General features: G+C 71.5%; 15 protein-coding genes. 1 reads left to right on the top strand and 14 read right to left on the bottom strand.

Translation table 11 applies throughout. From position 1 onward, the window contains the following. Nucleotides 1-2,659 (bottom strand): hypothetical protein (locus ACFU8Q_RS12655; RefSeq protein WP_384451796.1); only part of this gene is annotated, 2,659 nt, incomplete at its 3' end. A gap of 112 nt (nucleotides 2,660-2,771) precedes the next feature. Between ACFU8Q_RS12655 and ACFU8Q_RS12660 the strand changes: the two genes are divergently transcribed. Further along, a complete protein-coding gene (locus ACFU8Q_RS12660) occupies nucleotides 2,772-3,476 on the top strand; it encodes a DNA polymerase beta superfamily protein (protein WP_384451800.1) in 705 nt (234 codons plus the stop codon). Between the two features lie 52 nt (nucleotides 3,477-3,528). Here ACFU8Q_RS12660 and ACFU8Q_RS12665 read toward each other — a convergent pair whose 3' ends face one another. The 13 genes from ACFU8Q_RS12665 to ACFU8Q_RS12725 all read right to left on the bottom strand — a co-directional run bounded on the left by ACFU8Q_RS12665 (nucleotide 3,529) and on the right by ACFU8Q_RS12725 (nucleotide 17,240). Next, nucleotides 3,529-4,338: a DNA polymerase beta superfamily protein gene (locus tag ACFU8Q_RS12665; protein WP_384451803.1), complete on the bottom strand. Its 810-nt coding sequence runs from the start codon at nucleotides 4,336-4,338 to the stop codon at nucleotides 3,529-3,531. 3 nt (nucleotides 4,339-4,341) lie between these two features. After that, entirely contained in the window at nucleotides 4,342-5,364 is a 1,023-nt protein-coding gene (locus tag ACFU8Q_RS12670) for an ADP-ribosylglycohydrolase family protein (protein WP_384451805.1), read from the bottom strand. Continuing rightward, nucleotides 5,361-6,095 carry an NUDIX domain-containing protein gene (locus tag ACFU8Q_RS12675; RefSeq protein WP_384451808.1) on the bottom strand — a complete coding sequence of 245 codons (735 nt, stop codon included), beginning with the start codon at nucleotides 6,093-6,095 and terminating at the stop codon, nucleotides 5,361-5,363. Before ACFU8Q_RS12675 ends, ACFU8Q_RS12670 begins: the two co-directional genes overlap by 4 nt. Beyond that, nucleotides 6,092-7,171, bottom strand: coding sequence for an AAA family ATPase (locus ACFU8Q_RS12680; protein ID WP_384451811.1), 1,080 nt, complete (start codon nucleotides 7,169-7,171; stop codon nucleotides 6,092-6,094). Before ACFU8Q_RS12680 ends, ACFU8Q_RS12675 begins: the two co-directional genes overlap by 4 nt. Before the next feature lie 26 nt (nucleotides 7,172-7,197). Beyond that, nucleotides 7,198-7,896: a nicotinamide riboside transporter PnuC gene (pnuC, locus tag ACFU8Q_RS12685; protein ID WP_384451813.1), complete on the bottom strand. Its 699-nt coding sequence runs from the start codon at nucleotides 7,894-7,896 to the stop codon at nucleotides 7,198-7,200. 153 nt (nucleotides 7,897-8,049) lie between these two features. Further along, entirely contained in the window at nucleotides 8,050-9,156 is a 1,107-nt protein-coding gene (locus ACFU8Q_RS12690) for a pseudouridine synthase (protein ID WP_384451820.1), read from the bottom strand. Then, complete coding sequence (gene scpB, locus ACFU8Q_RS12695) at nucleotides 9,156-9,803, bottom strand: SMC-Scp complex subunit ScpB (RefSeq protein ID WP_384451822.1); 648 nt, start codon at nucleotides 9,801-9,803, stop codon at nucleotides 9,156-9,158. Before scpB ends, ACFU8Q_RS12690 begins: the two co-directional genes overlap by 1 nt. Then, nucleotides 9,800-10,852 (bottom strand): segregation and condensation protein A, encoded by a 1,053-nt coding sequence (locus ACFU8Q_RS12700; protein WP_384451825.1) that lies wholly within the window; start codon nucleotides 10,850-10,852, stop codon nucleotides 9,800-9,802. Before ACFU8Q_RS12700 ends, scpB begins: the two co-directional genes overlap by 4 nt. A 94-nt stretch (nucleotides 10,853-10,946) precedes the next feature. Beyond that, a complete protein-coding gene (locus ACFU8Q_RS12705) occupies nucleotides 10,947-11,582 on the bottom strand; it encodes a hypothetical protein (RefSeq protein ID WP_384451869.1) in 636 nt (211 codons plus the stop codon). Continuing rightward, the gene (locus ACFU8Q_RS12710; protein ID WP_384451828.1) at nucleotides 11,579-12,697 is read right to left on the bottom strand and encodes a ParA family protein; all 1,119 of its coding nucleotides are present in this window, start codon (nucleotides 12,695-12,697) and stop codon (nucleotides 11,579-11,581) included. Before ACFU8Q_RS12710 ends, ACFU8Q_RS12705 begins: the two co-directional genes overlap by 4 nt. A gap of 370 nt (nucleotides 12,698-13,067) precedes the next feature. After that, the gene (ald, locus tag ACFU8Q_RS12715) at nucleotides 13,068-14,183 is read right to left on the bottom strand and encodes an alanine dehydrogenase (protein WP_384451872.1); all 1,116 of its coding nucleotides are present in this window, start codon (nucleotides 14,181-14,183) and stop codon (nucleotides 13,068-13,070) included. A 143-nt stretch (nucleotides 14,184-14,326) separates the two neighbouring features. Continuing rightward, complete coding sequence (locus ACFU8Q_RS12720) at nucleotides 14,327-16,390, bottom strand: tetratricopeptide repeat protein (protein WP_384451831.1); 2,064 nt, start codon at nucleotides 16,388-16,390, stop codon at nucleotides 14,327-14,329. 223 nt (nucleotides 16,391-16,613) lie between these two features. Then, nucleotides 16,614-17,240 (bottom strand): NUDIX domain-containing protein, encoded by a 627-nt coding sequence (locus tag ACFU8Q_RS12725; RefSeq protein ID WP_384451833.1) that lies wholly within the window; start codon nucleotides 17,238-17,240, stop codon nucleotides 16,614-16,616. Between the last annotated feature and the right edge of the window lie 21 nt (nucleotides 17,241-17,261).

Consider the following 17,261-nt stretch of genomic DNA (forward strand, 5'->3'; position numbering starts at 1 on the left):
CGACAGGGGCGGTGACCTGCGTGCCGAGGAGCGCGTGGACGGCGGCCGTCGCGGACGCCCTCTCCCCCGTCGCCACCGTGTACGCGAGGAACCGGCGCAGGGCGTCGGCGGCCGGCGGCCGGTCGGGCCGCGCCGCCATCACCCGTTCACGTACCGCCGCATGGTGCAGTTGCGCCGTGAACCGCTCCGCGACAGCGGCGACATCCATGCGGGTCACGAGCACCCCGACCATGGTGGCGTGGACGTCACGATGCTGACCGGGTGCGTCCCATCCGGCCAGCACGGCCGCGAAGGCCGTCGGCGAGGACAGCGCGGACAGCGCGCGCACGGCCGCCTTCCGGCCGCCGACGGACCCGGTGACATCCAGGACGACCCGGCTCAACCGCGCGACGGCCTCGTCGTCCGGCACCGTGTCGAGCATGGCCCGCACACCGGTCATCGCGGCCCGCCCCCGTACCCCGCCGGTCCCGGCGTGTCCGAGCAGGAAGTCCAGGGTCTCGGAATGGGCCGGCACTACGCCGCTGTCGGCGGCGCGCTCCCCCAGCGCGGTGAGGGCAGCCGCGGCAACGGGCTGCGGTGCCCTCCCGGCCAGCAGGCGCAGGCTGCCCGTCTCCCCCAGCAGGGCAGTGGCGTCGGTCCGTTCCAGCAGCGGCACCTCGTCGTCGGCGGCGATACGCGACAGCTGCGCATCGAGTGCGGCACGCTGACGCGGCAGCCAGCGCCCGAGGACGCTCCGCCGCATCCGCGGCGCCCAGCACAACGGCAGTCCGGAGCCCAGGACCGTGTCGAGCAGATCGGTACGGCGACGGGCGATCGTGCGCCAGACGACCGGCACGACGACCGACAGGGGGTTGGCGGCCAGAAGTTCGGCGCAGCGTTGCTCCCGGGTGGCGGGATCGGCCAGCCACAGTTCGGCCGCCCGCCGGGCCTGTCTTCCGCCCGACAGGCCCAGTGGCGCCGCCCGGCCGATCGCCTCGTCCAGGGCGGGAATGTGCGGGAGATGACGTACGAACAGGGTGCCGAACAGCACGAGCCGTCCCGCTGACCACGGGCTGCCGAGCTCCCACACTCCGACGGCCGCTTCCCTGCCGAGCGGCAACGGCCGGACAGTTCCGGAGCCGCGCGGGTCGGCAAGGACCTGGATCAACAGCCCGACGACCGCGGCGGCCCGGTCCAGGTCACCGTGGCGGGCGGCGCTCACCGCCGTGCGCCGCAGCCAGCACTCGGCGGCCACGAGCGAGGCCCGGGTCGAGTCGCGGGACTGCACCGTGGTCATCGCGGCGTCCCGCAGAGCCCCGTACGGTGCCGCGTCCAGCAAGGAATCCGGGACGGCGCCGGCCGCGGCCAGGGTCGCTCGGCGCACCTCCTCCTGGTCGTGCCAGGCCCGTTCGCAGGACGTGAGGACGCGTGCGTACTCCTCCGGATCACCGTGCCGTGCGGCGCATTCCAGCAACGCGGGCCAGGCGGCAGCCCGTTCGAACGGGCGGTGTGCGCAGGCTAGTTCCCGCAGGCGCGGCTCGCCCTCGGGCAGCGGGAGCAGTGCCGCGATGAGGCTGCGCGGGTATGTCCGGCGCCCGGCCCGTCCGTTCAGCCAGCGTGTGGCGATCTCTGCCCGGTCGGCAGGGGCGAGGGAGGCGACGCCGCCGAGTTCGCCCCGCCAGGCGGTGAGCCCGTCTGCCGACCGTGATTCGACCACTCGCCGCCGCCGGGCCGGTGGCAACAGGGTGAGCAGCGGCTCCGGCGCCACGTGCGTCCCGAAGGGCCTCGGCTCCCTCGGGGATTCGACACGCAGGACACCCGTGAGCAGGGCGATGTCCTCCTGCGTGCAGGCCGCGAGGGCGCTCAGCACGCGCCGCGGCAAGGGTTCCGGAGCCAGGGGCAGGCGTTCGGTGCCGGTACGTCGCAGCGAGGCCAGTACGGCGGCGGGGTCGCGCAGCAGCGTGGCCGTCGCTGTGCCGGTGACCAGATGAGGGGCCCGGTCGAGCAGCAGCAGCCCGGCTGCCGGATCGCGGGCGCCGAGGCGGGTCACGAGGTACCGGCTGGCTCCGCGCAGGCCCCTGGGTTCGGACCGGTCGGCGCTCGCCGCGGGCAACCGGTCGGCGAGATGGGCGGCGAGTGCGGCGGGTGCGGTACGGGCGAGGGCGTGCAGAGCCCCGAGCGGCACCTGGACCAGCCTCGGCAGCCACTGCTCGGCCGCCTCGGGTGTACAGGCGGGGAGCAGCCGGGCCGTTTCCTCGTCGCCGTGTCGTTCGTGGACCTGTGGGAGCAGCCGGTCGGCGAGCGCGGTCCGGCGGGACAGCCGGAGGATCCGGTACGTGTGATGGCGTACGCTCCTCAGATCGCCCAACGCCATTTCTTCCAGGGTCTGTTCGTCGACCGGAAGCCTGATCGCGGCGGCCAGGGCGCGCGGTCTGAGCAGCGGATCGCCAAGTGCCCGGGAGACGGCGTCGAGGTCGCGGCGGACGACGGCCAGGAACAGCGCCAGTCGGCGTTCATCGGGGTTCCCTGCGTCCAGGGCCGTGTGCGCGGCGCGGTAGGCGCTGTCGTCCAAGGAGCGGGTGTGTTCGGCGATGGCCCGCATACGGGCCGGGTACGGCAGGTGTTCGAACCTGGTGTACAGAGCGGTTGCTTCTTCTCTGGGGTACGGAGGTGTCGTCATCGCGCTCACCGGAGGGCGGCGCGGCGAGCCTTTCCGATCATCGTCATGGTGGTGATCGTGACACCGAGGATCTTCCGGTGCAACACGTTTTCGCCCACGTAACCTCGCCGGCATGATCACCCCTGACTCCGAGGCTCTCGTACGCGACCACACGGTCTACTCCTGCGTGATGGGCTCACGCGCCTTCGGGCTCGCCACGGACGGCAGCGACACCGACCGGCGCGGTGTCTTCCTCGCGCCGACCCCGCTGTTCTGGCGGTTCGACAAGCCACCGACGCATGTCGACGGCCCGGCGAAGGAGCAGTTCTCCTGGGAGCTGGAACGCTTCTGCGAGCTGGCCCTGCGGGCCAACCCCAATGTGCTGGAGTGCCTGCACTCGCCGCTGGTGGAACACGTCGACACGGTGGGCCGTGAACTCCTTTCCCTGCGCGGGGCGTTCCTGTCCCGACTGGCCCATCAGACCTTCGTCCGGTACGCGTTGGGCCAGCACAGGAAGCTGGAGGCGGACGTACGGCAGTACGGGGCGCCGCGCTGGAAGCACGCCATGCATCTGCTGCGGCTGCTGACCAGCGGCCGGGATCTGCTGCGCACGGGCGAGCTCGTGATCGAGGTGGGGCCGGCCCGGGAGGAGCTGCTGGCGGTGAAGCGCGGCGAGGTGCCGTGGCCGGAGGTCGAACGCCGCATGACCCGCCTGGCCGAGGAAAACGACGAGGCGGCCGGGTGCTCCCCGCTCCCCCCACGGCCGGACCGGGCCCGCGTGGAGGACTTCCTGATCCGCACCCGCCGGTCGTCCGCTCTCTGGCCCGACCAGGGGTGAACGGTCCGCCCACCGGCGGGGGCGGACCGTTCAGCCCTGGTCGGGCGGACGTTCAAGCCCGTCCGGCGATCGAGGACAACGACGCCCACCCCGTCGACCGCGCACGCACCACCAGATCGTGCAGCCCGTCGAACCCTCCGGCCACCTCGGGAAGCCTGGATTCCGCCTGCGCCTCGTCAAGCACCCCGTGCAGCATCCCGACGTCCCGGGACACCACTGCGCCGTCCGCGTCCTCCGCTCCCTTGTGCTCGGCCTCGCCCTTCGCGGCGATGAGCTCGGGCAGATACGCCGGAGCGGCCACCTCCCCGAGGAGCGTCGGCAGATGCGCCCGCACCTCACCGCTGCGCATCAGATGGATACCGGTGAGCAGCGCCCGGAACGTGTACAGCAGCGGCTTCAGTTCGCCCGTCCTCTCGAAGAGCCGCCACTGGGTGTTGGCGAACCCCCGGTAGTGGTGCCCGTGATTGCGGGTGAGCACATCGGGTGCCAGATCCACCAGTTCCGCGTGCAGCTCACTCGTGTGCACAACGAGCGGAGACAGCAGCTGTTCCAGCACGTAGCCGTTCGGTTTCAGCATCAACCGCACGAACTTCCGCAGATCATGGGTGACCAGGTCCATCTCGACCCCGCCCCTGTCCCACATCCGCGAGCGTGTCTCCTCGGGCTTGCGCAGCCCGAGGAGTTCGCCCGCGGGCAGGAGATGGACCCCCCGAAGGTCCACATCCGAGTCCCGGGACGGGAACCCGTACAGATGCGCTCCGGAGACCGTGGCGAACACCAGCGGGTCGCGCTCTTCGGCGAGCACCGGGCCGAAGTCCGTGACCGGCAGCCCGGCCTCTTGCAGGTGCGTTTCCGTACTCATGGATCAAGCGTCCCAGAGCGCCCCCAGCGACAGCAGGTCGCTCCGGTACTCGATCCGTTCCGACCACTCCTTGGGCCAGGCCCCCGCCCCCAGATGCGCCCCGGCGAGCGCGCCGGTCAGGCAGCCGAGGGAGTCCGAGTCGCCCCGGGTGCAGGCGGCCCGGCGCAGGGCCGTGACGGGTTCTTCGGGGAAGAGCAGGAAGCAGTGCAGGGCCGTGGCCAGGGCCTCCTCGGCGATCCAGCCGTCGCCGGTCGTCTCGCAGGGATCGGTCTCCGGGGACGGGTCACGCAGGGCGTCCTGGACGCGGGCCAGCGCGGTGAGGCATTCGTCCCAGCCGCGCCGGATGTACAGCTCCGGCGAGGAGTCGCCCGCGTACCGCCAGAGGTCGCCTAGCCAGCGCGTGAGATAGCGGTTGCTGTTCTCGTACGCGTAACTGCGCAACTGCCCGATCAGCCCCATCGGCTCCGCGCCCTGCGCCAGCAGGTACACCGCGCGGGCCGTCAGGTCGGACGCGGCGAGCGCGGTCGGATGTCCGTGGGTGAGGGCCGCCTGCAACTGGGCGGCGCCGGAGCGCTGTTCGTCGCTCAGCCCCGGCACGAGCCCGACCGGCGCGACCCGCATGTTGGCGCCGCAGCCCTTGGAGCCGGTCTGACTGGCCTCCTGCCAGAGCCGTTCGCTGTCGAGCAGGCGGCAGGCGGTCATGCAGGTGCGGCCGGGGGCACGGTTGTTGTCGGGCGAGTGGTACCAGTCGACGAACTCCTCGCGCACTGGTCGGGCGAGCCGCAGCGGGGTGAGCAGCCCGCGGTCCATGGCGGTGCGGATGCCCCGCCCCAGGGCCAGTGTCATCTGGGTGTCGTCGGTGACGATCGCCGGCTTCGGCAGCCGCATCTGGCGCCACGGCCCGCACTTGGCGAGGATCGAGGGCACGTTGTTGAACTCGGTCGGGAAGCCCAGTGCATCGCCGAGCGCGAGCCCGGTCAGTGCGCCGGTGGCGGCCTGTTTGGTGATGGTCCTGGTCACGATCACGTGGTTCTTCCTTCCGGTCGCAGGAGTGGGGGGTGCAGGGCGGTAGCGGCACCCGCCCGGTAGAGAGCGGCCGGCTTTCCCCGTCCGCCGGTGCGGCGCGGCGATCCCTCCACGGCCTGGACGAAGCCGGGCGTGGTGAGGACCTTGCGCCGGAAGTTGGGTCGGTCCAGCTCGACGCCCCAGACCGTCTCGTAGACCCGCTGGAGTTCTCCCAGGGTGAATTCGGGCGGACAGAAGGCGGTGGCCAGGCAGCTGTATTCGAGCCTGGCGCCGATGCGGTCGTGTGCGTCGGCCAGGATGCGGTCGTGGTCGAAGGCGAGCGGGCCGAGCGTTTCGGCGTCCCACCAACGGGCGTTGGCGGCGTCACCGCCGCCGCGGGGTTCGGGCAGGTCGGGGACGAGTGCGGCGAAGGCGACGGAGACGACCCGCATCCTCGGGTCGCGGTCCGGGTCGCTGTAGGTGCGCAGCTGTTCCAGGTGGAACGCGGACACGGTGCCCTCGGTCAGGCCGGTCTCCTCGGCGAGTTCCCGGCGGGCGGCTTCCTCGGCGGACTCGCGGGGCTGGACGAAGCCGCCGGGCAGTGCCCAGTGGCCCTTGTACGGGTCCTCGCCCCGCTCGACGAGCAGGACGTTCAGCCGGGTGTCGCGGACCGTGAAGACGGCGAGGTCGACGGTGACCGCGAAGGGTTCGAAGGCGTACGGGTCGTAGCCCGCGGGGACGTCGGCGCTCATCGGTGCTCCGGGAGGGGCGCGGCGAAGTTCCAGCCGGCGGCGAGCAGGGGGTCGACGGCGGCGACCGCGGTGGCCAGGCGATCCTCGTGGGTTCCGGTGAGTTCGATGAACCGCCTGCCGGTACGGGTGAGTTCGGCCCGGAAGCGGTCGGTCATCCAGGGCCGCAGCTCCTCGCCGTCACGCAGCCCGTCGTCCTCGAAGGCGACGCCCTCGTGGTCGGTGAGCAGCCACAGGTGGTGGGCGACGCGGTCGGCGGTCTGCTCGACGAACGGGTTGCGGCCGCCGATGTACCGCTCGTGCCAGACGGTGGTGGCGAAGGAGTCGGTGTCGCAGAAGAGCACCGGCGACCCGGTGCGTGCGGCCGCCTCCTCCTTGGCGTTCTGCGCTTCGGCGATCAGCGGGAAGTCCTCGGTGCTGAAGGCGACGTCCTCCCACTGCGCCCCGGGCCACCGGGCGCGCAGTTCGGCCAGCTTCTGTTCGCTGAACTCCCGCCCGTACTCGGCGACGTAGCGGGTCTGCGCCCAGACGCCGCCGCGCCGCCGGTAGTGGTCGGCGAGGGCGCGGGCCATCGTGGTGGTGCCGGTGGATTCCGCGCCGAGGACGACGATCCGGCGGGTGAGCGCGGCCCGTACGGGCGGTTCGAGGAAGTCCCAGCAGCCGACCGGGTCCTTGCGCACGGCGGTTCCGGAGACCGGGAAGACCGTGCGGTCGGGGTCGACGCAGACGGATTCGGCGCCGAACCTGCGCGCCAGTTCGTCCCCGTACGACTCCGAGGTGAAGACGGCGTCCACCGGCTCGGGCACGGCCCCGGTGAACACAGCCATGTGGGCGTCCCAGATGGCCGGGTCGTGGAGATCCATGCGGATGTCGTCGACGGCGCCCACGACCCGTACGTCCGGATGCACCTCCCGCATCCACGCCACCCGGTCGTCGAGCGGTACGGACTCGACGGAGGCGGCGCACACCAGGACGGTCAGCCGCTCGCACCGGTCCTGCGCGGTGCGGACGAGGTGGTGGTGGCCGGCGTGGGGCGGGTAGAACTTGCCGAGGACGAGCCCGTGGGCGAAGCGCTTCACGCCGCTGCCCCGTGGAGACCGACCACTCACAGCGACCCCCCACGCCCCCGGCCCACGCCGACCCCGTACCCGGCTGCCGCCGCCACCTCCACGGGCCGGTGCTGCACGGCGAGATCGCGCCGCCAGTTGCGCAGGCCGATCAGGCACAGCGTGAGGAAGCCGACGTACAGCAGGGACGTCAGATACAGCTCCTTGTACGCGTACAGCGGGATGTACACCACATCGGCGGCGATCCAGAGCCACCACGACTCGACGAGCTTCCTGCACTGTCCGTACGTCGCTGTCAGGGACAGCGCGGTCGTCAGGGCGTCCCAGAAGGGCACGGTCGAGTCGGTGGCGTGGTCCAGCAGGACGGTGAGGGCGACGGTGCCCACCGCCCCTGCCACGAGCAGCCAGGTCCATTCGGTGCGGGTGGTGCGCCGCACCGGCAGGTCCGGTGCGCCTGGTCCACCCCCGTGGGTCCAGTTCCACCAGCCGTACGCGGCAAGGGCGATGAAGACGATCTGGAGGCCGGCGTCGGCGTACAGGCCGGACTGGGTGAACAGGAGGATGAAGAAGAGATTGTTGGCGATGCCGATCGGCCAGTTGGCGAGGTGCTGGCGGGCCACGAGCCAGACGCACAGCGCCCCACTGCCGAAGCCGAGCACCTCGGTCCAGCTGACCGGGGTGCCGAGGACCGTCACCAGGGGTTGCTGCAGGGGATCGAGGACATCCGCGAGACTCACTCCCGCCTCCTTAATAGTCACTCTGACTATAAAGGCGGAACGGGCGCAGCAAAAGACCCGCGGCCGATTCCTGTTCGAAAATCGAAAGCAGGAACCGGCCGCGGGCCGTGGAGCGGACGGAGCCGGGCTACTGAGCCGGGCTACGCAACCGGGTTACAGACCGACCTCGCGCATCAGCATGCCGACCTCGGTGTTGGTGAGGCGGCGCAGCCAGCCGGACTTCTGGTCGCCCAGCGGGATCGGCCCGAAGGAGGTCCGTACGAGCCGCTCGACCGGGAAGCCGGCCTCGGCCAGCATCCGGCGGACGATGTGCTTGCGGCCCTCGTGGAGGGTCACCTCGACCAGGTAGTTCTTGCCGGTGTTCTCGACGACCCGGAAGTGGTCGGCGCGGGCGTACCCGTCCTCCAGCTGGATGCCGTCCTTGAGCCGCTTGCCCAGGTCGCGCGGGAGCGGTCCCTGGATCGCGGCCAGGTAGGTCTTCTTCACCCCGTACTTGGGGTGGGTCAGGCGGTGGGCCAGCTCACCGTGGTTGGTGAGCATGATGATGCCCTCGGTCTCGGTGTCCAGCCGGCCGACGTGGAAGAGCCGCGTCTCACGGTTGGTGACGTAGTCGCCGAGGCACTGACGGCCGTCCGGGTCCTCCATGGAGGAGACGACACCGGCGGGCTTGTTCAGCGCGAAGAAGAGGTACGACTGGGCGGCCACGGTCAGGCCGTCGACCTTGATCTCGTCCTTGTTCACGTCGACGCGCATGCCCTGCTCGACGACGATCTCGCCGTTGACCTCGACGCGGGCCTGCTCGATCAGCTCTTCGCACGCCCGCCGCGAACCCATGCCGGCCCGGGCGAGGACCTTCTGCAGCCGCTCGCCCTCCTGCTCGGCGCCCGGGTGGGTCTTGGGTGTCCTGATCTCGGGCTTGCCCGCGTACCTGTCCCGGTTGCGCTGCTCGATCTTGGCGTCGAGCTCACGCGGACGGGACGGGGCGCCCTGGCGACGCGGTCCGCCGCTCCTGCCGCCGCCGGACTGCGCGGGCTTCGGGCCGCCCTTGGCGCCGCCACGGGCCGCCGCGCCGCGGCCCTTGCGGGGACCTTCGGCGCTCTTCTCCCCGGTGGAGCCCACGTCGTAGCGGCGCTCCTCGGGCCGGGGCCGGCGGGGACGCTGCTCCTGCTTGCCGTCGCGGCCGGCGCCGGCACCCCGGGGATTCCGGTTGCCGCCGCTCTTGCCGCTGCCGCTTCCGCTGTTCCTGCCACTGCTTCGCATCAAAATTCCGTCTTGTCGTCTGCGTGAGTATCCGGGGTGTCCGGTGCGTCCGGATCGAACGACGGCACACCCTCTAGCGTCTCAGCCTCGATCGCGTCCGCCTCGGGGAGGAAGGGCGCGAGCTCCGGGAGCTCATCCAGGCCACGCAGGCCCATCCGCTCCAGAAAGTAGTTCGTCGTCCTGTACAGGATCGCACCTGTTTCGGGTTCCGCGCCCGCTTCCTCGACGAGGCCCCGCTGGAGCAGGGTCCGCATGACCCCGTCGCAGTTCACGCCGCGGACCGCGGACACCCTCGACCGGCTGACCGGCTGGCGGTACGCGACCACGGCGAGAGTCTCCAGGGCCGCCTGTGTGAGACGGGCCTGCCGGCCGTCCAGGACGAAGCCCTCGACGGCCGCCGCGTACTCCGGGCGGGTGTAGAAGCGCCAGCCGCCCGCGACCAGCCGCAGATCGAAACCGCGGCGCTGCACGGCGTATTCGTCGGCCAGCTCGCGCAGCGCGTCGGCGACGGCTCTGCGGGGCCGCTCCAGGACCTTGGCGAGGTGCTCCTCGGTGGCGGGCTCGTCGACGACCATGAGGACGGCCTCCAGGGCGGGCTTGAGATCAAGGTCCGCGACGGGGGAACCGGTGGTGTCCTGCTGACTCATGCCTTCACATCCTCCTCGACGTCCTGCGCCTCGGTCACCTCGGTGTCGAACTCGTCCGTCACGACGGGCCCGGCGCCCTCTCCCCCGGCCCAGCGCACCAGCAGCTCGCCGAGGGCCTCGTCCTGGTCGAGCTCGACGGCCTTCTCCCGGTACAGCTCCAGCAGCGCGAGGAACCGGGCTACGACGGTGAGGGTGTCCTGGGCGTCCCCGGTGAGTACCCGGAAACTGATCTCCCCCGCCTCCCGCAGCCGCGCGACCACGATCTCGGCCTGTTCCCGCACGCTGACCAGCGGTGCGTGGATGTGGTCGACGTACACCTGTGGCTCGGGCCTGGGCTGCATCGCCTTCACGGCCAGCCGGGCGAACCCCTCGGCCCCGATGCTGATGACGACCTCGGGCAACAGCTCGGCGTGGTGCGGCTCCAGCCCCACGGTCCGCGGGAAGCGCTGCCCCTCCGACTCCAGCCGGTCGCTGAAGATGTCTGCGACGCGCTTGTACGCGCGGTACTGGAGCAGCCGGGCGAAGAGCAGGTCCCGCGCTTCGAGCAGCGCCAGATCCGCCTCGTCCTCCACCTCCGCGGTGGGCAGCAGCCGGGCGGCCTTCAGATCGAGCAGGGTCGCGGCGACGACGAGGAACTCGGTGGTCTGATCCAGGTCCCAGTCCGGCCCCATGGCGCGGATGTGCGCCATGAACTCGTCGGTGACCTTGGACAGTGCGACTTCTGTCACATCCAGCTTGTGCCGGGAGATGAGCTGCAGAAGCAGATCGAAAGGCCCCTCGAAGTTCGCCAGCCGTACGGTGAACCGCCCGTCGTCGGCGGGCTCGGGGGTCGAGACCGGGGTTGCCGGGGTTGCCGGTACAGCGGTCTCGGCGGGCGTTACGGGCGCGTCGGGCCCGATGGACGCCACGGATGCGGTGGCCGCTGCCGTATCGGCCACCGCCGGGGCAGCGGATTCACCGTCCCCGCCCCCCACCGGCGCGGCCCGGCCGCCCGGACCGCGACCCAAGGGGCGGCGAGAGGTGCGGGCGGGCTCGTCGGTCGTCGGCATGAGGGTCCAGGGACGGCGGGATACGGGCGGCGGGCGTACGAGAAGGCCGGCGCCGGAAGGATGCGCTCCGGGCAGGCTACCGGCGCCCCACCGGTCAGCGGCCGCGCAGCCGCCGTACGAGGATGCTCGCGTCGCCCCGCGACTCCAGGTCCGCGAGAACCACCGCGACCGCCTCACGGACGATCCGCCCGCGGTCGACCGCGAGCCCGTGCTCCCCGCGCAGCACCAGACGGGCGTGTTCGAGGTCCATCAGTTCCTCGGCCGAGACGTAGACGGTGATCTTCTCGTCGTGCCGCTCCCGGCCGCTGGGCCGTCGGTTCGCCCCGCGCCCGCCTCCGCGCCTGCGCTGCTGCTGGACGGCAGGGGCGGGAACCGCCTCCTGAGCCGACGACTGCGCCGACGACGACGTGGCGGGCCGAGTGGCCGGCCGTTCGGACGGCGAGGATTGCTGGGTCCTGCGTCCCGACTGCGCAGCCACCGCGTCCCGGCCGCCGTCACCGCCGCGGCTGCGTGATTCCCCCGCGTCGGCGTCCGCCGCGGAGTGCTCCTCCCGAGCCTCGGTCTCCGTCGTGCCCGCCCCGGACCCGTCGGCTGCGGGATCGCTCTCGCCGGCCGGGCCGGGCACCCGGGCCTCGCCGTTCGCCTTGCGCCGCCGGTCCGCCGGGGACGAGGCCTGCAGGCCCATCCCCCCGGTGGTACGGAACAGTTCGTCGGCCCCGGGCAGACTCACTCGGCGTGACACCGGGCGAGCACCTCCCTGGCGAGCTGGCGATAGGCGGCGGCACCGACCGAGTTGGAGGCGTACGTGGTGATTGGCTCACCTGCGACCGTGGTCTCCGGGAAGCGTACGGTGCGCCCGATGACCGTGTGGTAGACGTGATCGTCGAAGGCCTCGACGACGCGCGCCAGGACCTCGCGGCTGTGCACCGTACGGGAGTCGTACATCGTGGCGAGGATGCCGTCGAGCTCCAGATCCGGGTTGAGACGCTCCTGGACCTTCTCGATCGTCTCGGTGAGCAGTGCCACGCCTCGCAGCGCGAAGAACTCGCACTCGAGCGGCACTATGACCTTGTGGGCGGCCGTCAGGGCGTTCACGGTGAGCAGGCCCAGCGAGGGCTGGCAGTCGATCACGATGTAGTCGTAGTCGGCCATCAGCGGCTTCAGGGCACGCTGCAGCGTGGACTCCCGCGCCACCTCGCTCACCAGCTGCACCTCGGCAGCCGAGAGGTCGATGTTGCTGGGCAGCAGGTCCATGTTCGGGACCGCGGTCTTCAGCAGGACCTCGTCGGCCGACATGCCCCGCTCCATGAGCAGGTTGTAGACCGTGAGGTCGAGCTCCATCGGGTTGACGCCGAGCCCGACCGACAGGGCTCCCTGCGGGTCGAAGTCGACGAGCAGGACGCGGCGCCCGTACTCCGCGAGCGCGGCACCCAGGTTGATGGTCGACGTGGTCTTGCCCACGCCGCCCTTCTGGTTGCACATCGCGATGATCTTCGCGGGACCGTGGTCGGTCAGCGGCCCCGGGATCGGGAAGTAGGGCAGGGGCCGACCGGTCGGGCCGATCCGCTCGCGGCGCTGGCGGGCAGCGTCGGGCGCGAGGGTGGCCGCGTACTCCGGATCGGGCTCGTACTCGGCGTCGGGGTCGTAGAAGTGCCCCTGGGGCACCTCGTCGAAGTCGGCGAAGTGGGCGGTCTCTCGGCCACTCTCGTTGCCGGCCATGGCGTTCACGTGTAGGCCGTCCATCATCTGGGGGGCTGTCGTCATGAGCTGATTGGTGGCGAAGGTGCGGACAGCGACGGAGCCGACAGCCTCCAGCCCGTTCGGGCTCTGGCCCCGTGCAGGCATCCCTGGTTGAACACCCCCGGGAGTAATTGTCGACTCATTCACAAGTCGTCTTACCTCCTTGGACGTGACCAGGAAACTTATCGATAGGTCAGCGTGGCACCATGCCGACGATTGGCGACTCTATGGCGTGTCACCGCTCCGCAGCAACACAATCCACCGGACCCGGCCCGATGTGTCGGCAATCGAACACCTCCCTGTCAAGGGCACGCAGCCACCCGGGCGCACTTTTAACAAGTGCACGAATCGGTTAAAGGGTTACGTTCGAGACGAGTTGAACGAGGGCCGCGCAGTGGCCCGGACATGCGTCCGGCCGGACCTTGCGCAGCAAGGTCCGGCCGGACGCACGAGGTTGACGGGAAGTGTTGACCCCTCAGCCGAGCAGCGAGCTCAGCTCGACGTGCTCGAGGCCGTGCGCCTCGGCCACCTCGCGGTAAACGACCTGCCCGTCATGGGTGTTGAGACCCTTGGCGAGTGCGGCGTCACGGCGCAGCGCCTCGACCCAGCCCCGGTTGGCGAGCTCCACGATGTACGGCAGCGTGGCGTTGGTGAGCGCGTACGTGGAGGTGTTCGGCACCGCGCCCGGCATGTTCGCGACGCAGTAGAAGACCGAGTTGTGGACCATGAAGGTCGGCTCGGCGTGCGTCGTCGGGTGGGAGTCCTCGAAGCAGCCGCCCTGATCGATCGCAATGTCGACAAGTACACTTCCGGGCTTCATCTTGGCGACGAGCTCGTTGGTGACCAGCTTCGGGGCCTTCGCGCCGGGGATCAGTACGGCGCCGATGACGAGGTCGGCCTCGACGACGGCCTTCTCCAGCTCGAAGGCGTTGGAGACGACGGTCTTGACCTTGGTACCGAAGACCTTGTCGGCCTCGCGCAGCTTGTTGATGTCCTTGTCGAGCAGCGTGACATGGAAGCCGAGACCGACGGCGATCTGCGTGGCGTTCCAGCCGGAGACACCGCCGCCGATGACGACGGCCTCACCGGGGGCCGTGCCCGGGACGCCGCCCGGCAGCACGCCGCGGCCGCCGACCGAGCGCATCAGGTGGTAGGCGCCGACCTGGGGGGCCAGCCGGCCCGCGACCTCGGACATCGGGGCGAGCAGCGGCAGCGCGCGGCTCGCGGTCTCGACCGTCTCGTACGCGATGGCCGTGGTGCCCGACTCCAGCAGCGCGTCCGTGCACTCGCGGGAGGCGGCGAGGTGCAGGTAGGTGAAGAGCGTCTGGTCCTTGCGCAGGCGGTGGTACTCCTCGGCAACCGGCTCCTTGACCTTGAGCAGCAGGTCGGCGGTGGCCCAGACCTCGTCGGCGGTGGGGAGGATCTGCGCCCCGGCGGCGATGTACTCCTCGTCCGTGATGGAGGAGCCGGCACCGGCGTTCTCCTCGACGACGACCTGGTGGCCGTGGCGTACGAGCTCGTTCACACCGGCGGGCGTGATCGCCACGCGGAACTCGTTGTTCTTGACTTCGCGGGGGATGCCGACCTTCACGTCGATCACGGTCCTTGGCTCAGAGGGTTACCCGGGCATAGCTCTACATACCCGGATAGACACAGCGTAAATGGAGACACCGCGAACAAGCGCGGTAGAGCCAGTCTAATGAAGGGTTTCGTGCTGTCTAGCCTTACAAAGCATTAATTTTCACTCACCGCACTGCGGATTTCGTAGGCAGCATCCTTCTCACCCAGCAATCTGTCGGCGAGACCGCGGTGCAGCCCGGCCGCAGCCGGGTCGCCGAGCCGGTCGAACGTGTCGGCCAGCCGCAGCTCCAGCGCCGCCTGCAGCCGCACGTCCCCCGCCTGCCCGGCCCAGTGAACGGCCTCCTGACAGGTGCGCAGCGACTCGCGCGGCCGGCCCGCGTACTCCTGTACCCGGGCCGCCTCGCTCAGCGCCCGCGCCTGGGCCGGCACATCGCCGAGCCTGCGGTACCCGGCCGCGGCGGCCCGCCAGTTCCGCAGCGCCTCGCCGTACCGCCCCGCGTAGGTGTGGACGGCGCCGAGCCGCCCGTACAGCCGCGCCTCGTCGGCCCGCTCGCCCTGGGCGAGCCGGTGAGCCAGCGCCCGGCCGTACCAGTCGGAGGCCCGCTGCAAGTCCCCCAGCTCGGCGTAGGCGCCACCTACGGATTCCATCGCGCGGCCGATGGCGTACGGATCCTTCGCGGCCCGTCCGGCGTCCAGCGCGGCCCGGTAGCGGGTCAGCGCCTCCCGCGTACGGCCGGTCCTGGCGTCGAGGTCCGCGAGGTTGAGCAGCGCGGCGGCCCGCTCGCGCGGCAGGTCGCGCCGCTCGGCGACGGCCAGGACCAGACCGTGCAGTCCGTACAGCTCGGGCGCGGCGGCCTCGGTGCCCTGGTGCACGGCCAGCGCCCGCACCAGCGCGGCCACCAACCGCCTTGCGAGGGTGTCGAGTTCACCGTCCTCGACAGCGATCCGGGCCGAGGCCAGCAGGGCGGGCCGACGGCTCCGCAGCCATGCGGCAGCCGCATCGGGGCCGGGGAAGCGCAGCGAGCGCGGCAGCCCGGCGAGCTTTCGGCGGGCCGCGGAACCCTCGGGTTCGGTGACCGCCCGGCAGGACTGCAGCAGCCGTACGGTCCGCTCCAGCATCCGGGCCCCGGCGAGCTGGATCTCCGCCGGCCGGTCCATGGTCTCCAACAGCGCCCGCAGCAGCGGAGCGAGGCAGCCGGGCACCTCGTACTGCGGCTCATCCGCCCCATCGCTGCGCAGCAGCCCCAGGGCCACGAAGTCGTCGAGGGTCGTCCGGGCGGCGGAGACGGAGCAGCCGGCCAGCGCGGAGGCGGTGTGGGCGTCGGCGAGCCCGGCGGGGGCGAGGGCGAGCAGGCGCAGTATCCGTGCGGCGGCCGGCGGCAGGGAGTCGTGGACCAGCCGGAAGGCACGGGCCAGCGGGCGGGCGCCGGTGGGCTGCTCAGGGTCGTCCGGGAGCTCGCGCAGCTGTTTGGTGACGTCGGCGACGGACGCCATGGGATGTGCGGCGAGCCAGCCGCCGGTCAGCACGAGGGCGGCCGGCAGTCCGCCGCACTCCTCGGCGAGGGCTTCGGCGGTCCGTGGGTCTACGGTGATCCTGACCTGGCCGATGATGCGGGCAAGCAGCCGGACGGCGGAGCCCGCGTCCAGTCCGCCGAGGGTGCAGGGGCGGACGCCCGGGATTCCGGTCAGCGGGCCCTCGGAGGTGGCGACGACCAGGCAGTCGGGGTTGTCCGGCAGCAGCGGGTCGACCTGTTCCGCGTCCACGGCGTCGTCGAGGAGGAGCAGGGCGCTGCGCCCGGCGAGCGCCTCGCGGACCAGCTGGGAGAGTTCGTCCCCGTCGGCGCCGGGCGGGCCCGTGATGCCCAGTTGGTCGAGCAGCTCCCGGGCGGTGCGTTCGGCGGGAACCGGTGCGCCGCCGGGGTCGGTGAGCCGGGCCCGGAGCAGACCGTCGGGGTGTTCGCCGGTGGAGAGCAGCCGGCGGGTGAGCTCGCCGGCGAGTGCGGAGCGTCCGGAGCCGGGGCGTCCGGCGATCAGCAGGACCCGGGCGCGGGCGGCCTTGCGACCGGCCAGGGTGTCCAGTCCGGCCCGCTCGATGTCGGCGCGCAGTGCCTTCAACTCGCGTTCGCGGCCGAAGAATCGGGGTGGTGCGGCGCCGGACGGCTCCTCGGCTCCCGCCGCCTTGGCCGGGCCGCTGGTGTCCACCGCCTGATCCGTCACGGGCCACGCTCCACTTCGCTGCACGCGTCGCCCGCCGGGACTCCGGTCAGGGCATTCCGAGCGTAGTTCAGGCAAGTGGACGAATTCCGTGGAGCGGGGCGCAGAGGTCCCCCGATCGGATCAGCATCTTTTCCGATCGGGGGGTTCGGGTGAACCGTTCAGCGGCAGGCCCGCGGACCGCCGGACGGCGCACGTTCCTCACGAGCCGTCCGGCGGCGCACCGTCAGACCCCGAACGGTCGGGCGGGCCACGGCGCCTCGGCCGGACGCAGCGAATCGATCCCGTCACCGGCGAGCACCGCCGCGAGCGAAAGGACGCCCACGACGAGGCAGCTGTTGTGCAGGTCCCCGGCGAGCACCCCCCGTACCAGCTCCTGGAGCGGCACCCGGGCCAGCTCCATGTCGGACTCCTCCTCGGAGACCAGGTAACGCTCGCAGTCGGCCTCGGAGAGCTGCCGGGCCAGGAAGATCCGTACGGCTTCGTCGCAGCCGCCGGGGGTGGTGTAGACGTCGGTCAGCACCCGCCAGTCCTCGGCCTTGGCGTACGCCTCCTCGTAGAGCTCGCGCTGGGCCGCGTGCAGCGGGTTCTCACCGGGGATGTCGAGCAGTCCGGCCGGGATCTCCCAGAGCTTGTGGCGCACCGGGTGGCGGTACTGCCGCAGCACGAGGACCCGGTTCTCCTCGTCGAGCGCGAGCACGGCGACCGAGCCCGGGTGGACCTGGTAGTCGCGGCGTACGACCGTGCCGTCGGGCATCACCACGTCATCGGTGCGGACGCTGGTCTTGTTGCCGGTGAAGGGCGTCTTGGTCGCGGTGACCTGCCACTCCTCGGGCGTGTCCTGGAAACCCATCTCGTCCTCCCACAAAGAACG

This window comes from Streptomyces sp. NPDC057543, from assembly GCF_042801895.1.
Lineage (GTDB): Bacteria > Actinomycetota > Actinomycetes > Streptomycetales > Streptomycetaceae > Streptomyces.

Excerpts from the sequence above, each read along its gene's own strand:
- ACFU8Q_RS12660 (WP_384451800.1), top strand. The coding sequence starts at position 2,772 with ATGATCACCCCTGACTCCGAGGCTCTCGTACGCGACCACACGGTCTAC.
- ACFU8Q_RS12665 (WP_384451803.1), bottom strand. The coding sequence starts at position 4,338 with ATGAGTACGGAAACGCACCTGCAAGAGGCCGGGCTGCCGGTCACGGAC.
- ACFU8Q_RS12675 (WP_384451808.1), bottom strand. The coding sequence starts at position 6,095 with ATGAGCGCCGACGTCCCCGCGGGCTACGACCCGTACGCCTTCGAACCC.
- ACFU8Q_RS12690 (WP_384451820.1), bottom strand. The coding sequence starts at position 9,156 with ATGCGAAGCAGTGGCAGGAACAGCGGAAGCGGCAGCGGCAAGAGCGGC.
- scpB (WP_384451822.1), bottom strand. The coding sequence starts at position 9,803 with ATGAGTCAGCAGGACACCACCGGTTCCCCCGTCGCGGACCTTGATCTC.
- ACFU8Q_RS12700 (WP_384451825.1), bottom strand. The coding sequence starts at position 10,852 with ATGCCGACGACCGACGAGCCCGCCCGCACCTCTCGCCGCCCCTTGGGT.
- ACFU8Q_RS12710 (WP_384451828.1), bottom strand. The coding sequence starts at position 12,697 with ATGCCTGCACGGGGCCAGAGCCCGAACGGGCTGGAGGCTGTCGGCTCC.
- ACFU8Q_RS12725 (WP_384451833.1), bottom strand. The coding sequence starts at position 17,240 with ATGGGTTTCCAGGACACGCCCGAGGAGTGGCAGGTCACCGCGACCAAG.